Here is a 13,731-nt window from a genome sequence, read left to right as displayed (position 1 = left end):
GACCGTTCGGCTTTTGCGTTTTTTGTCCCTTGTTTTCGAGCAGTTTGGGCTAAAATGGCCCTAAAACAGATTGGCCCTGCCTTACTCATGGCTGAACCGCTCAATCTGCACGCCCTTGGCCCCGGCCTCCTTCAGGGCCTCAATGGCACAGTGCCTGATCTGCTGGAGTTTTAACTCATGGCCCTCAAACAAGGCCAGCACCTCAGGGTCAACCGACTCCGGATCGGCGGCGGCCTGCATGTGGCCGGCCTGTTCAATGGTGAAACACATGGCTTTCACCTTCTCCCCTTTCACCCGCACCTGCGTGGCGTTGAACTTAATGAGGTTCTGCTTGAGGTAGTCGCGCACAAAGGCTCCTTCGTCAATGTCCGTTTCGGCCAGCCGAATCACCTCCTGGTAGCTGCGTTTGTGCAGAAATTCCTTCAACGTGGGTTGTAACATCTTGCGCACCTGCGGGTCGCTGATCTGGTGGGCGTAAATGAGAATGTTGAAAATCCACCGAAGTGTTCCGTCGTTCTCCTCAAATACCAGGCTGAGTTCACATTTCATAGTTAAGCAATTGACTCTTGCCTTTAACGGCGAAAGCCCCTTGAGGGTCTAATTTAGTGTGCAGATTACCCTATGGTCAGCCTGCTTTCCCAAGCCACCTGGTATACCCTATTCTACCAGGTAGCCTGGCCCAAAAGCAAGATGGAATCCTTTTCTTTGGCCTACGTAAGAGAATCTGGGCTGCTCTGCCAGAGCGGCCACCTGATTCAGCGTTTTACTTTAACTATTAGACCTATGGAGTTTAGAAAATTAGGAGCATCTGACCTGGAAGTATCGGTGTTGACGTTCGGGGCTTGGGCCGCGGGCGGCTGGATGTGGGGCGGAACCGAGCGCCAGGAAGCCGTTGACGCCATCAAAGCCGCGTATGACCACGGCATGACGTCCATTGATACTGCCCCCATTTACGGGCAGGGCCTGAGCGAAGAAATAGTGGGCGAAGCCATCAAAGGCATTCCGCGCGACAAAGTGCAGATTCTCACCAAATACGGCATGCGCTGGGACCTGGCCAAAGGTGATTTCGCCATGAAGAGCGAAGACAACCAGGGCAACCCCATCGATATCTACAAATACGCCGGCCGCGAGAGCATCATCAAAGAATGCGAAGACAGCCTGCGCCGCCTGGGCACCGACTACATTGACCTGTACCAGATCCACTGGCCAGACACCACCACGCCCATTGAGGAAACCATGGAAACAGTGGCTCAACTGATCAAGGAAGGGAAAATCCGGCAGGCGGGTGTAAGCAACTACAGCGTGGCCCAGATGCAGGAAGCCGAAAAGTACGTGACACTGGCCTCCAACCAGGTGCCGTACAGCATGGTGAACCGCGGCATTGAGGCCGATGTGGTACCGTATTGCCTGGAGCACCACAAAGCCATTCTGGCCTACAGTCCACTGGAACGCGGTTTGCTCACCGGCAAAATCAGGCCCGGCCATCCCTTCAACGAAGGCGACCACCGCGCGGGATTACCCGTTTACCAACCCCACAACCTGGAGAAGGTGAACAATTTCCTGAACAAGATTAAACCGCTGGCCGATGACAAAAACGCCACTTTGGGCCAACTGGTGCTCCGCTGGACCATCGCGCAGCCGGGCATCACCATTGCGCTGGTGGGCGCCCGCAACGCCGAGCAAACCATCCAGAACGCCAAAGCCATGGCCGTGCAGTTAACCCAGGACGAACTTTCCTTCATCACCGAGGAACTGAACAAACTGGATCTATCCAAGTAGGTTCAATGCATTTAGGGGCCATTTCCATGAAAACGGCCCCTAAACACGTACTCCCTCGCCCAATGCCCGGTTATCTCTGGAATAGCCGGGCATTCTGGTTTTAGCCTAATTTGCGGGAAATGGCCTCTAAACAGGATTTGGCGCAGACGCTTGCAGGTCTTCTGGACTCTACGAGGTCTTTGAAGCAGGCGGTAAAGTGGGGGCAAACGTGTACCCACCCCTGCCCCTCCCGGGAGGGGAGTTTTGTTGCATAGCCAACCATTTACTTTAGGGTGGACCTTGCCAATGGATTGCAGAAGCCGAAGTCTAAGGACAGCTAAGGCGATTCCCTTACTCGTGCAGATGACTCCCCTCCCGGGAGGGGCAGGGGTGGGTTTACGTTTGCAGAACATCCGTGATTACCAGCAGAACTTCCGCTACCAGCCTCAAAAAGCCTTTGCTAAACGCACCCATTCCAGTCTTTCTCTGGAGCGCCTCGCCTGTGGCCCTTGGATAGCTATTGCTAAGAGCGGACTGCGCGCGTGGGCCGCAAGGGCAGTGCGAGAGGGGAAGACGGGGCCCTGCGGCCGTGAGCGCTTACCGGAAAAGACGCAGCAGCACAACTCATACAGCCTTAGACAAACAGAAAAGCCAGGGCATCAGCCACAGAAGATTCCATTTAGCGGCTCTTTTCCCAAAATCTGCCCTAAATCAACCTTATTGCAAGGAATCACCCCACCATCTATTCAGGTCTGCGAATAATTTCCGAAATTCGCGGGTTGATTTATAGAATACACTGAAAGAACGTTTCCATGCAATTAAGCGAACAGGAACTACGCCGGCGCCATGAGCGCGAAGAGCTCCAGAAGATGGGCATCAACCCCTACCCTTCCGAACTTTTTGATGTGACCGCCACGGCTAAGGAAATAAAAGATAACTACAGTCCAGAGCAGAACAACTACCAGGAGGTAAGCCTGGCCGGCCGCCTGATGAGCCGCCGCATCATGGGCAAGGCCTCGTTTGCCGAGCTCATGGACAGCTCCGGCCGCATCCAGATCTATGTGTCCCGGGATGACATCGCCCCGGGCGAAAACAAAGACCTCTACAACACGGTGTTCAAGAAGATGCTGGACATCGGGGACTTCATCGGGGTAAAAGGCTACGTGTTCAAAACGCAGGTGGGCGAAACCTCGGTGCACGTTACTGAGCTTAAATTGCTGGCCAAGTCATTAAAACCGCTGCCAATTGTGAAGCGCGAGGTAGACGAGAACGGCGTGGAGCACGTCTATGATGCCTTCTCTGACCCAGAATTGCGGTACCGTCAGCGCTACGTGGACCTGGTGGTGAACCCAGACGTGCGGGATACCTTCATCAAGCGCACCAAGCTGGTGAACACCATGCGTGAGTACCTGAACGAGCGTGGTTACCTGGAGGTGGAAACGCCTATCCTGCAGCCCTTGTACGGTGGCGCCGCCGCCCGTCCGTTCAAGACGCACCACAACACCCTGGACATGACCCTGTACCTGCGCATCGCCAATGAGCTGTACCTGAAGCGTCTGATTGTGGGTGGTTTTGACGGCGTGTACGAGTTCTCCAAAGACTTCCGCAACGAAGGCATGAGCCGGTTCCACAACCCCGAGTTTACCCAGGTAGAACTGTACGTAGCGTACAAAGACTACTACTGGATGATGGACCTGGTGGAGGAAATGGTGGAGCGTGTAGCCCTGGCCCTGCATGGCACTACTGAAGTTCAGGTTGGCGAAAACGTTATCAACTTTGCCCGCCCATGGAAGCGTTTCACCATGTTTGAAGCCATTGAGCACTTCACCCAGATTGACATCTCTGAGATGGACGAAGCGCAATTGCGTGAAACGGCTACCAGCCTGGGCATCAAACTGGACCCGAACATCGGGAAAGGCAAGATCATTGACGAGATCTTCGGGGAAAAATGTGAAGGCCAGTTGATCCAGCCAACCTTCATCACCGACTATCCGGTGGAAATGAGCCCACTGGCCAAAAAGCACCGCAGCAAAGAAGGCTTGGTAGAGCGTTTCGAGGCCATCTGTAACGGAAAAGAGATCTGTAACTCTTTCTCTGAGCTGAACGACCCGATTGACCAGCGCGCCCGCTTTGAGGAGCAGTTGGAATTGGGCAAACGCGGTGACACCGAGGCCATGGTCTTAGACGAGGACTTCCTGCGTGCCCTGGAGTACGGCATGCCGCCTACTGCCGGACTGGGCATCGGGATTGACCGCCTCAGCATGATTATGACCAACTCCCACTCTATCCAGGATGTGCTGTTCTTCCCGCAAATGAAGCCAGAGCACCGTCAGGATAGCTAATGTGCTGATTTGTTAATGTGCTAATTAGAGAATGTGCTGATGTGCTAATGGGCACCAGCGCCGCAAAACAGGAAGGCCGCTCTTATTTGAGCGGCCTTCCTGTTTTCTGCCACTTTTAAGAAACTTGAGGCCAAAACGCAGATCAGGGATGATTCTGCTTTGCCCCGCTGGCGCGAGCGTCCCGCTCGTGTCCGCACGTTTTCCGGGTAGTTCCCTCTTGTTGACCTGCAAATAAAGGCCATCAATCAAGGGAAGTCCTGCTCTTAAAGGCATTTCCCACCCTCTCTGTCATCTTGGGAAGATCTTGTGGGCGAACTAGAAAGGCGTTTACTCCAGCGCTACTACTGGTTGCACCAAGATCCTTTCTGCATGACAAAAGGGAGGAGAGCACCCTTGATACCAACTGTCATGCCTATTTTTCAAAGGAATTTTGATACCTAAATTCTGAAGCGCAGGAAGCAAAAGTTATTCTGAAATGCGTGCGGACACGAGCGGGACGCTCGCGCCAGCGGGGGGAGCAGCGGGGAGCAAACTACTCTAAAGTTTATACAACCTAGAATGGTTGCTTAAATGGTTGCTTAAGGTGTGGCCAATCGTGTTCATGAACCTTTCTTAGAAAACTGCCCGAAAACAAAAGCAATGCCTCCGCTTACCCCGCTGGCGCGAGCTTGCAGCTCGTGTCCGCACGCATTCCTTACTTCAGCACAAAGGGAATAAACAGATTAAAAACACAAGCCGGCTTTCTTCTCAGCAGGAGTTGCCCGATTAACTTCTGTTTTTTTGCAAAAGCAGGCCAAAAACAGAATGCCTTTAAAAGCAGAAAGCCTTCCCCGACTGGGAAGGCTTTCCTATATTGGTTAAATAACTTCTACTTGCTATTCCTTGATGTGACTTTCGTCTGTACTACGCTGCTATTCTCGTATCCCTTAAAAAGCTTCACCTATCGGTCAATTTTGTTTAAGTTTCAACGTCATCAAATAACTACGCTTACTTCATCTGGTCAGCAATTTCTTATTTAACCAATCATACTTTCTATCTTTAACGCTCCCGTATCCAGAAGGTTACAAGAAATGCCAAAGATTTTTTGGTTAGGCAGAGGCATCAGTGCCGGTGCCGGTGTTGCCGGTTTTGGAGGCGCCTTTGGCTCTGCTGGGCCGCTTGGGCTTGGTAGTACCGCCGGTGGTGGTACCAGCCGATGTGGTGGTAGCATTTGCGTCTGTGTCAGCGCCCAGCGTTCCTGCGTCGGCCCCCAGGGCGCCGGCGTCAATGCCGGCCCCCACGTCAGAGACGGCGGTGCCGGTGGTGTTATCACGGGCATTGTCGCCGGTCATGGCACCAGGATTGCCTCCCGTTGGGTTGTTGGCCAGGTGAGAGGTTGGGTTGGTGTTGGAACCGGTGTTCACCACGTCTGCGTCGCCGCCGCCAGACTTTCTGCCGAGTAACGATCCGGCGCTGGAGCCAACGGCTTGTAACTTGGAGCCTAAACCTGAACCAAGTTTAGAGGCCGATCTTTTCAGGTTGCCACGGGTAGCTTCCCCGCTTTCGGGAGCCATCAGGATGCCAGCCACCAGGCCAGCGCTGGCACCAGCAAGCATGGCCAGGATTATTTTTCCGTTATCGTCTTTCATAAGCTCTATTTTTTAGGAGTACGTGCGTCTGTTACGGCTAAGAACATTTGTTTTCTGTTACTTAACGGTAGCTAAAGCATTTGGTTTTCCGGTAAAGCTTTGTCTTGGGCGAGGACGCAGGTGGCCCTTAGGCCTGGTTGCCGTCGGCGGTGGTGCCGGCGGTGTTGTCTGCGCCCACCGACGTAGAGGTGGTGTTTTTGCCCTCAGATGAACCCATCATGCTAGACAAGCCGCTCAGTTTCTCCAGGTAAGGAGCAATCTGGCCGTTTACGCTATCGGCAAGCTGGCTGGCAGCTCTCAGGATTCCTTCACGCGACTCTTTGCCATTGCTTGGGGCCATTAAGATACCCGCAACCACACCAGCAGCAGCTCCTGCAGCAGCAGCAATCAAGATTTTAGAATTTTCGGTTTTCATAGTAATTAAAAAAATAAGGGTTTGTGTAACGGTTACTTGTTGGCAACCCACGATCTATAGAACGACGGCGGTTGCCAGGGCAATATGCTAAACAATAACTATATATTATAACGCATATATACAATGTACGCATATATGAGACAGGGGTTAGCTGGTTTTCCCCTATTTGCTGAAAATTGTGCCTAAAACAACCTGGGCGAGGCGGGGCATAGATACTGTATTTCTATTTACGTATATTTCACCAAGCAACTACCACTATGAAAAAATACTTTTTTGCCCCTGCCCTCTGCCTGGCCTTGTGCGCCTTCGGCTGCAAGAGTAACCAGCAAACCGCCTCTGCCTGCATAGACCCCGCCAAGATTGACAATGAACGCGCCTGCACCATGCAATATGACCCGGTGTGCGGCTGCGATGGCAAGACCTACGGCAACGCCTGCACGGCAGAGACCAAGGGAGTGACTTCTTACACCAAGGGAGAATGCGCCACCAAAAGCACTAACAACTAATTGGCCATGAGCGAAAAAAAATATTACCTGCAAACGGCTCCTTACCGGGTGCCCACCACCGACGGCAAACTCATTGAGGAACATTTTGGGCTAGCCAGCACCCGCACCGAGGCGTTCAGCGTGGCTCACATGGTGGCCCCTCCCCACTGGAGCGAACCGCACCAAACCCCTGAGTTTGACGAGGTCACCATTGTGCTGCGCGGCAGGAAACAGATTGAGATTGAGGGCGAGCCCGTTATCCTCTCGGCGGGGCAGACCTTGCACCTCAAGGCCGGGGTACGGGTTAGGTACTCCAACCCGTTTGACGAGGAATGCGAGTACTGGTCTGTGTGCGTGCCCGCCTTTGATATCAACACCGTGAACCGCGAGGACTAAGCAGAGCACCTTTTCCCTCCCGGAGGAACCTGGCGGCTCCCCTCTCCCTGCAACCCCTGTTCAGGCCACCTAAAACAAAGATCCCTTGCCAGTCTAGACTGACAAGGGATCTTTGTTTTATGGATTTACTTCTGTCCCGATAAATCGGCTCTTAAACGGGACAAGAATTCCTGGTTCATTAAAGCACGGTTCCTATTCTGGAAACAAACACTTCATGCGCCTGCTGCGGAGTTAGGATGTGGCCTTGTTTCTGGGCCTGGTCGGCTAACTCAAAGCCCAGGCGGGCGGCGGCCATCCGTTGCGCCGGTGTACCGTGGTGCCCAGAGCTGGCAAATGAGCAGTCACCAATCTGGAAGAAAAGGGAGAAGAACTGTTCTACGCGCTTGCTGTTAAAAGTGGCGCCTCTTTTGTGCGTCATGTAGTACGCGGCCATAAAGTCGGCCTCCAGTTCTGTGTAGCGGGTGGCCTCGACCGGATCTTTGGCGGCCCCACCGGGGTACCAGGCACCCATGTTCTTGAACTGGATCTGGTGCGCCCACTCGTGCGCCAGGATACCGGTCCAGACAATGTCGGCCTCCAGGCCGGTCTCGGTCAATAACTCCACCAGTCCGTCTCCTATCACAATGAGGTTGCGGTAAGTAGTGGCAAACCCGTCAATGGCAAAGAAAGGCGACTCAGGAAGATAGGGTGACAGGGCATTCAGGGCCAGGATCTGGTCGGCGGCTCTGTACGCATCTTCCCTGGTGTTCACGTTTGCGCCCACAATTTCATACACATCTGCCAGTTTTTCGCGGTCATTGAGGGTGGCCGTGTGCTGCCCATTGATCTGAATCTGGTTAGGCATGTCCCAGAACGCCTCCAGGTCTCTTTTTCTTTTCGCCACCAGGTTGGTGTATTCGCCGCTCTTCCCAAAATACTGCTTAGCAGAGGTGTCAAAGTAGGCAGAGTACAGGTTCAGGTCCATGTACAGGTAGAAGATACTGGCGTATTGCGTTCCGAACAGCGAGAACAGGTTGTTCAGCAAGGGTGTGAGTTGCCGGTTCTGCACGGCCACAAACTCCGTGGGCCCGCATTCGCTGGGGCTTACCGCCTTGTTCACCAATAAATTTCTGAGGTTCTCCCCCAGCGGGGTGAAGCCTGTGGGCGTTTTGAGTGCCAGAATTTGGGGGATGTCCTGCCCGGAGGTAGACGCCACGCCTACGTTCTGCGATTGGGAAGTGGACTGCAGCCCCAGGTTTTCCAGCTCGTTTTCACAGGAAGCGGTGGCAAAGCCTAAGGCAAGGCACATCAGAGCGAATTTTGATTTTTTCATGGAGGGGTAAAGGTGTAGTGAATAAAATAAGAAGTATTAAAAAGAATATTGATTTACAGCGACTTACCAGTGTGCGATAAGTGCCTTTTTTTGAACTTAGATTTAAATTAGAGAATAAATATCACTAAAGCAATCCAGAACTGCTTACTTTCTTAAGAACATTGAGCTACACCTTTAAAATTTTAGTTATATTTAATATAGTTAATATTAAATTACAGAAACATTCCTACGCACACGTCTTGCTTGGCTCTGCAGTAAAAGAGACCTGGTTTTAAAGGAACTGAGAAAGTGTGCCGCCAGCTTTGTGGGTGCTTCTACCCGCAAGCGGAGGAGCCCCTGTGCATCGTGGATCGTGAAAACCCCACGGAAAAGGCGGGCTAACAAACTTGGAACGTGACCAGGCAGGCCCTCTCTCAGCCTCCATCCCGTTTTGGGGGCGAAAACTTGAAAAGGCATCAAAAACCCGATCTTAACAGTTTGCAGAATTAAACGAAAGTGGGTCGCAGATGGTGGTAGGTTGCTGCTTTGTTATGGCTTCATTTTCCTGCAGGTCAGCCAAGGCTTACAGCAAGCTTAGACGCAATTGAAAAAAGCGTTGCCCCGTCACAGGGCTTACAAGAAAGCCTGGTGACGGGGCAACGCTTTTTTCACTAAGGTTTCCCTTAGCGGGTGCAAACCCCACAGGAACTGGACCGGTTAAAGGCAAGCATTTGTTCAGGCACTGAGGGCCAGCAATTCTTTCGCGCTCTGGAAAGCGTTTTCTGACGGATTGGCTCCGGCAATCATCTGCGCGATTTCCACCACCCGCTCCTCGTGGCTCAGTTGCCGGATGCGGCTGATGGTTCTATCGGCGCGGTCTTCTTTGAAGACGAAGTAGTGCGTATCGCCTTGGGCGGCCATTTGCGGCAAGTGCGAGATACAGATCAACTGGTGCTTCTGCGACATCTGCTGCATCATTTTACCCACTTTCACGGCAATCTCGCCGGAGATACCGGTGTCAATCTCATCAAAGATAATGGTGGGCAGCGCGGTTTTGTCGGCGAGTAGGTACTTCACGCAGAGCATGAGGCGGGAGAACTCACCACCCGAGGCAGCTTTGCTCAGGGTCTGCGGCGCGGCGCCTTTGTTCGCGCTGAACAGGATGTTGACCACGTCAATACCAGTTGGAGCCGGAGCGGCAGTTTTGTGCTCTATCACCACGCGGGCGTTCGGCATGCCTAGTTCAGAAAGCAGGCTGTGCAGTTCATCCTGGAAGGTAGTGAACACGCGCGTACGGCTCTCAGACAATTCCTGGGCGCGGGCTTCCACTTCCTGCAAAGCGGCGGTCAGAGCTTTCTTGGTTTTCTCAATGGCGGCATCCAGGTTGTGGACGCTGCCTACCTTTACTTCCAGTTCGGCTTGCAGGGCCAGCAACTCCTCTACGGTGCGTACCTGGTGCTTACGTTGGAGCGTGTAAATCAAATCCAGGCGCTCCTGCAGTTGCTCGGCGCGTTGCGGATCGGCTTCGGTTTTGCGCTCGGCATCTTCCAGTTCGCCGGCAATGTCGTTCAGTTCAATGAGGCAGCTGTCCAGGCGCTCTTTCAGGGTCTGGAAGCTTTCGCCGTACTCGGTTACCTGCCCCACCAGATGGCTGGCGTCTTTCAGGGCACTGGCCGCGTTGTACTCGCTCTCAGAGATGTATTGCAACGCTTGGCTCAGCTTCAGTTTTATTTCCTCGGCGTGCTCCAGTTGCTTCAGTTCTACCTCGTGGCTTTCCTGCTCCTCGGCCTGTAAGTTGGCTTCAGAGAGCTCGTTCAGCAAATAGGTATTATAGTCCAGCTCTTTCTGCGACTGGGCCAATTGGTTTTCCAGGTCTTTGTACTCGCGCTCCAGTTTGCGGTAGGTGCGGTACGCGGTGCCGTACTGGGTCCGCAGCGCCTCGTTCTGGGCGTACAAGTCCAGGATGTTCAACTGGTACGCCGGGTCACCCAGCAGGAGCGTGTCGTGCTGCGAGTGAATGTCCATGAGCTGATCGCCAATGCGGCGCAGCTGTTCCAGCGTGACCGGCGTGTCGTTCACGAAGGCGCGTGATTTCCCGCTCGGGCTGATCTCCCGGCGCAGCAAGCTCACGGGTTCATAGTCAAGGTCTTCCTCTTCAAAGAAACCCTGCAGGTTGTATTCGGCAATATCAAAGGAGCCCTCAATCACGCACTTCTCGTTCTGGTTGAACAGCAGTTTGGAATCTGCGCGGTTCCCCAGCAGCAACCCAATGGCGCCCAGCATGATGGATTTACCGGCTCCCGTTTCACCGGTAATGATGTTCAGCAACGGCGAAGGCTGCAGCTCTAGCTGCTCAATTAAGGCGTAATTTTTTATCTTAAGATCTACGAGCATAAGGTAGGAATGCCTCTATCTGGTTTGTTGTGTTGATGTACTCCAATAGACAAAGATGCTAATTTATTTAGTTTCCACAACTAATAAATATAGCCAAAAATTTATTCCCGGGAGACTGCTTGGCCAAACCCGGACCAGGTTCTTCTCTTGCCCTCTTCTGTACGTGCCCTGGAGTATAAAGTAAACCAATACCCCTGGAACAGAGTTCTCCGCCCTGCCTACCCTGCGTTAATTCTTTCACCCCGCTTTCAGCACCTGGCGCAAACCGAATGTACAAAATAGAGAACAAATGCCAATAGCTCTAACCCTAAGTCAGGGAGGTAAATACGGCCAAGCCAAGCACGGATGTGGGGCATTGGGCCAGGCTGGTCCGCCACAGATCAAGAACAGGCCCTAAAACAGCGATGCCTTCACCGGAAAATCGGCAAAGGCATCGCTGTTTTAGGGGTATTTCGGTGAAATCAGCCCGTAAACGCCTGGATCAATCTGAGAAGGCGCAGCTGAGTAGCGTGTTTTAGAGCCGATTTCCTAAAATCAGCCCAAAAACAAGTCTATCGTCTGATCAAGGACTCGTAGCGGGCGCGGTTGGTAGGGTCTATCTGGGATAGAATATCGTAGGCCTGTTGCTTCTGCGGCGGCGTAGCCGAGGTGAACGCGCTGCTCAACTCGGCGGCTTTGGCTTCAAAGAACGAGCGCAAAGCCGCCGCTCCCGGTCTGATGCGGGCCACTTGCTGAATGTTGCGCAACGCTTCCAGAATGTTCTGCCGGGCTTTCTCCGGGTCCTGGGCCATCAGGTCCAGCCCCTGGCGGTGGTACAGATACACGGCGCTTCGGAACGGCTCAAACTGGGGGTCCTGCAGGTTATTGATGAGCCAATAGCGGTTGCGGGTATCAGCGGTGGCACTCCAGCCTCCGGCATTAGCGCCCGACGAGGTCACCAGGTTCAGGATGTTGCTGGCCTCGGCCAGGGCGTTGGCGCCACCCAAGCGGGAGAAACTGTCGTTGTCCATCCCGATGATGGTGTAGGCATAGAAAGACAGAATGGCCATGAGGTTGGTGGTGTAAGTATTAGGCGCGTACTGCAGCGGCTGGGCCGGATTGTACTCAAACCCAAAGTTGGTGTCCACGAAGGAAAGCACCGTGGTCTCGTAGCCCGTTCCGTAAGTAGGCCGACTGGAGATGATCTGGGTATTGGCCTCGTACACCCCAATCTGCGGCATAGCGCGTAAGGTGATGAACATTTTGCAGCGGATGCGCTCCTCGTTCTGGTACACATCGCTGGTCCAACGGGTGTTGTTCATAACCTCTGAGATAGCGTTCTGCATCTGCTGGAACACCTGCCGGTCAGTAGCCTGCACCTGCTCACTGTTCACAATCACTTCGCACCGTAGTTCCTGCGCCCAGGCAGAGAGGGGCAACAAGAGCCACAACGCCACCCCGGCTATTTTCTTTGCAAACATGCCCATTCAGCTTTTATAGATTCCAGAATATCCAAGGCTACCTCGTCTTTGGTCTTCAGCGCAAACTCCTCTACCGTGGTGGGTTTCACAATGGTGATCTTGTTGGTGTCATGTTTGAAACCAGCCCCAGGATCACGCAGGGAGTTCAGCACTACCATGTTCAGGTTTTTCTTGAGGAGTTTGGCGCGGGCGTTCTCCAGTTCCTGATCAGTTTCCAGGGCGAAGCCTACCGCAAACTGATCGGCACGCTTCTGTTGACCTAAGGCAGCCGCTATATCAACGTTCTTCACCAGTTCAATGGTAAACGTGGCGTCACTTTTTTTTATTTTAGAAGTAGCCGTCTGGCTGGGTTTGTAGTCGGCCACGGCGGCGGCGAAGATCCAGAGGTCTGCCTCGGGAGCTATCTGCTGGCAGGCGGCGTACATCTCATCGGCGGTCATCACGGAGGTAACCTGCACGTTGGGGTGCTCCATTTTCAGGGCGGTAGGGCCAGAAACTAAGAAAACCTCTGCTCCTTGCTCGGCCAGGGTGCGGGCCAACGCATACCCCATTTTGCCGGTGGAATGATTGCCGATAAAACGAACCGGGTCTAAAGGCTCATAGGTGGGCCCGGCGGTGATCAGGACTTTCTTGCCGCTAAACAATGTTATGAGAAATAAAATGCTGTTGTAAAACCTGAACAATCTCCTCGGGCTCCGCCAGGCGTCCCTGCCCTACCAGTCCGCTGGCCAACTCCCCGTGTCCGGCCTCAATGATGTGGTTCCCGTAGGAACGCAACAACCGGAAGTTCTCCTGAACGGCCGGGTGCTGGTACATGTCCAGGTCCATGGCAGGCGCCACAAACACCGGGCACCGGGCCGAGAGATACGTAGCCGATAAAAGATTATCGCACAAACCCCGGGCAAACTTGGCCACCGTATTGGCGCTGGCGGGCGCCACCAGCATGACATCGGCCCAGAGGCCCAATTCCACGTGGTTGTGCCACAGACCGGAGTTGTCATCGCGCACAAACTCGGTTAAGACCGGTCTTTTAGACAAGGTGGCTAACGTTACAGGGGTTATAAAAGCAGAAGCAGAAGTGGTCAGGATTACCTGCACTTCTGCTTCTGCTTTGATGAGGAGCCGCACCAGCAAAGCCGCTTTGTACGCTGCAATGCTACCGCAAACCCCCAGGAGTATTTTCTTATGCCGAAGCATTCAGAAACGGTGGATTAAAGCGCGGATGAAGTTTGCGCTTCGTCGTCGGCTTTGCGGAAATACACTTTGCCTTCAATGAACTCCTCAATAGCCATGTTGGTAGGCTTAGGAAGACGCTCATAGTATTTAGAGATCTCAATCTGCTCGCGGTTCTCGAACACCTCTTCCAGGTTGTCTACGGTAGTAGCAAACTCGGCCAGTTTAGAGTTCAACTCCTCCTTCACCTTTACGGCAATCTGGTTGGCACGCTTAGAGATGATAGAGATAGACTCGTATACGTTACCGGTTTCAGTGGCCAGGTCAGAGATATTACGCGTTACAATGGATGCTGGTACTTGGGCCATATAGCTAGTGAATTGGGTTTT

The 13,731-nt window shown here is 53.3% G+C and carries 14 protein-coding genes; 5 read left to right on the top strand and 9 right to left on the bottom strand.

Annotation, left to right across the window (positions count from 1 at the left end):
• Nucleotides 1-81: 81 nt before the first annotated feature.
• Nucleotides 82-549: a hypothetical protein gene (locus JT718_RS11790; RefSeq protein WP_205502897.1), complete on the bottom strand. Its 468-nt coding sequence runs from the start codon at nt 547-549 to the stop codon at nt 82-84.
• Between the two features lie 234 nt (nt 550-783).
• Here JT718_RS11790 and JT718_RS11785 point away from each other — a divergent pair, with 234 nt between their 5' ends.
• The 3 genes from JT718_RS11785 to lysS all read left to right on the top strand — a co-directional run bounded on the left by JT718_RS11785 (nt 784) and on the right by lysS (nt 4,100).
• A complete protein-coding gene (locus JT718_RS11785) occupies nt 784-1,779 on the top strand; it encodes an aldo/keto reductase (RefSeq protein ID WP_205502896.1) in 996 nt (331 codons plus the stop codon).
• 381 nt (nt 1,780-2,160) lie between these two features.
• Nucleotides 2,161-2,520 (top strand): hypothetical protein, encoded by a 360-nt coding sequence (locus tag JT718_RS11780; protein ID WP_205502895.1) that lies wholly within the window; start codon nt 2,161-2,163, stop codon nt 2,518-2,520.
• A gap of 50 nt (nt 2,521-2,570) precedes the next feature.
• Nucleotides 2,571-4,100 carry a lysine--tRNA ligase gene (lysS, locus tag JT718_RS11775; RefSeq protein ID WP_205502894.1) on the top strand — a complete coding sequence of 510 codons (1,530 nt, stop codon included), beginning with the start codon at nt 2,571-2,573 and terminating at the stop codon, nt 4,098-4,100.
• Between the two features lie 1,088 nt (nt 4,101-5,188).
• On the opposite strand, the gene JT718_RS11770 is transcribed toward lysS, so the two are convergent.
• The gene (locus JT718_RS11770; protein WP_205502893.1) at nt 5,189-5,728 is read right to left on the bottom strand and encodes a YtxH domain-containing protein; all 540 of its coding nucleotides are present in this window, start codon (nt 5,726-5,728) and stop codon (nt 5,189-5,191) included.
• A gap of 127 nt (nt 5,729-5,855) precedes the next feature.
• Nucleotides 5,856-6,143, bottom strand: a complete 288-nt coding sequence (locus JT718_RS11765) for a YtxH domain-containing protein (RefSeq protein WP_205502892.1) — start codon at nt 6,141-6,143, stop codon at nt 5,856-5,858.
• Between the two features lie 257 nt (nt 6,144-6,400).
• On the opposite strand from JT718_RS11765, the gene JT718_RS11760 reads away from it, so the two are divergent.
• Together JT718_RS11760 and JT718_RS11755 are read left to right on the top strand one after the other, a co-directional pair.
• Nucleotides 6,401-6,649 carry a Kazal-type serine protease inhibitor domain-containing protein gene (locus JT718_RS11760; protein ID WP_205502891.1) on the top strand — a complete coding sequence of 83 codons (249 nt, stop codon included), beginning with the start codon at nt 6,401-6,403 and terminating at the stop codon, nt 6,647-6,649.
• Nucleotides 6,650-6,655: 6 nt separating this feature from the next.
• Nucleotides 6,656-7,024, top strand: a complete 369-nt coding sequence (locus tag JT718_RS11755) for a cupin domain-containing protein (protein WP_205502890.1) — start codon at nt 6,656-6,658, stop codon at nt 7,022-7,024.
• 178 nt (nt 7,025-7,202) lie between these two features.
• On the opposite strand, the gene JT718_RS11750 is transcribed toward JT718_RS11755, so the two are convergent.
• The 6 genes from JT718_RS11750 to JT718_RS11725 all read right to left on the bottom strand — a co-directional run bounded on the left by JT718_RS11750 (nt 7,203) and on the right by JT718_RS11725 (nt 13,710).
• Nucleotides 7,203-8,336: a neutral zinc metallopeptidase gene (locus JT718_RS11750; protein ID WP_205502889.1), complete on the bottom strand. Its 1,134-nt coding sequence runs from the start codon at nt 8,334-8,336 to the stop codon at nt 7,203-7,205.
• Nucleotides 8,337-9,050: 714 nt separating this feature from the next.
• Entirely contained in the window at nt 9,051-10,709 is a 1,659-nt protein-coding gene (gene recN, locus JT718_RS11745) for a DNA repair protein RecN (protein WP_205502888.1), read from the bottom strand.
• 551 nt (nt 10,710-11,260) lie between these two features.
• A complete protein-coding gene (gene porD, locus JT718_RS11740) occupies nt 11,261-12,169 on the bottom strand; it encodes a type IX secretion system protein PorD (protein ID WP_205502887.1) in 909 nt (302 codons plus the stop codon).
• Entirely contained in the window at nt 12,151-12,813 is a 663-nt protein-coding gene (gene coaBC, locus JT718_RS20740; RefSeq protein WP_317195505.1) for a bifunctional phosphopantothenoylcysteine decarboxylase/phosphopantothenate--cysteine ligase CoaBC, read from the bottom strand. The genes porD and coaBC overlap by 19 nt, the downstream gene beginning before the upstream one ends.
• On the bottom strand, nt 12,806-13,366 hold the full coding sequence (locus JT718_RS20735; protein ID WP_205502886.1) for a flavoprotein: 561 nt from the start codon (nt 13,364-13,366) through the stop codon (nt 12,806-12,808). Before JT718_RS20735 ends, coaBC begins: the two co-directional genes overlap by 8 nt.
• A 14-nt stretch (nt 13,367-13,380) precedes the next feature.
• Nucleotides 13,381-13,710, bottom strand: coding sequence for a DNA-directed RNA polymerase subunit omega (locus JT718_RS11725; protein ID WP_205502885.1), 330 nt, complete (start codon nt 13,708-13,710; stop codon nt 13,381-13,383).
• Nucleotides 13,711-13,731 lie beyond the last annotated feature (21 nt).

It is taken from the genome of Rufibacter psychrotolerans (assembly GCF_016924645.1).
GTDB lineage: Bacteria > Bacteroidota > Bacteroidia > Cytophagales > Hymenobacteraceae > Nibribacter > Nibribacter psychrotolerans.
This window is presented reverse-complemented; position numbering and strand designations above follow the sequence as displayed.